The organism is Clostridium sp. AF34-10BH (genome assembly GCF_003478095.1).
Taxonomy (GTDB): Bacteria; Bacillota; Clostridia; order Lachnospirales; family Lachnospiraceae; genus Acetatifactor; species Acetatifactor acetigignens.
The window spans coordinates 9,683-11,071 of record NZ_QUEC01000053.1; the positions used below are offsets into that span (position 1 = coordinate 9,683).

The 1,389-nt window shown below is 46.1% G+C and carries 1 protein-coding gene; it reads left to right on the forward strand.

Annotated elements, in window-relative coordinates; genetic code table 11:
- Window positions 1-173 precede the first annotated feature (173 nt).
- Window positions 174-995, forward strand: coding sequence for a coproporphyrinogen dehydrogenase HemZ (gene hemZ, locus DWZ61_RS19005; RefSeq protein ID WP_347475468.1), 822 nt, complete (start codon window positions 174-176; stop codon window positions 993-995).
- The last annotated feature ends 394 nt before the right edge of the window (window positions 996-1,389 follow it).

Sequence of the window (1,389 nt, forward strand, 5' to 3'; positions counted from 1 at the left end):
ATTGCACACAGGGGCAACACAGGCTCTCACAAGGGCAAGAGAAAGTTGGCTTGTCTGTCTAAAAAATGAATTTGTGCATATTTACGGTTTTTTCTCTGTTTTTGGTCTATGGCATAAAGCCAATTCTGTCTTCACATCGCCAAAGTTTCCTCCGATTTTTCAAAACAAAAATTTTGACTTGCAACTGTTCTTTTTCAGAGTTAACATCACACACCACGAAGGAGATTTCTTCTGCTCTGGAGCCGGAGCAGCTGGACCGCCTGATCACGGCATTAAAAGGCAAATTTGATTTTACCACCGTGAAGGAATTTACCGTGGAGGCCGGCCGTGCTGACAGCATCACCAGAGAGAAACTGGAGGTATTGTATCGCCATCAGGTCAGCCGTATCTCCGTGAATCCCCAGACCATGAAGCAGGAGACTCTGGACATCATCGGCCGAAAAGCCAGCGTGGAACAGGTACTTACGGCATACCGGCTGGCAAGAGAGATCGGCTTCGACAATATTAATATGGATCTGATCCTGGGACTGCCGGGAGAACTGGAGGCGGATGTACAGCGCACCATCGAAAAGATCGTGGAGCTGGCCCCGGACAGCCTGACCGTTCATTCCCTGGCCATCAAACGTGCGTCCCGCCTGAACCAGTGGATCCAGGAGAACGGCGTCTCCATGCTCCACAACACAGACGAGACCATGAAGATCGCGGCAGCGGGAGCTGAAAAGCTTGGAATGAAGCCGTATTATCTCTACCGACAGAAGAATATGTCCGGTAATTTCGAGAACACCGGCTACGCCCGTCCCGGCAAATACGGCCTGTACAACATCCTCATCATGGAGGAGAAACAGACCATTGTGGCTCTAGGCGCCGGAAGCATCACCAAGCGGGTCTTCCCCGATGGAAGGATCGAACGGTGCGATAATGTCAAGGATGTAGGGCTTTATATCGAGAAAATCGATGAGATGATTGAACGGAAGAAGGAACTGTTCGCAGAGTGATAGTAATTCTCTTTGTGAGCGTTGCATCGGGACAGTCAGTGGAAATCTTGTTTGTATTTAAATCGCCGTTTTGGACGAAAAAAATACAAAAATGTGGAATTTTACCGTTTGAAAAGTCTCCATTTTCGCTATATAAGCAAAATAAGTAAATTCCGTACAAAAATTTCTGATTTGGGAAATTTTTTGTATGGAATTTGTCGTTTTTATGCTATTTACACCAAAACAACCTTGACTTTACAGGTGCAGACCAAGCTCTCTCGCAAGAGAGAGCTTTTGGGACCTCAATAGTTTTTTGAAATTCCCGTGTGAGGGGGAAAGTTGATTACAAACAGAATAAATTACAGCAGTGAAAGTGACGATACAAATGCAGGAAGAACAGAAATGTTCTTCCTGT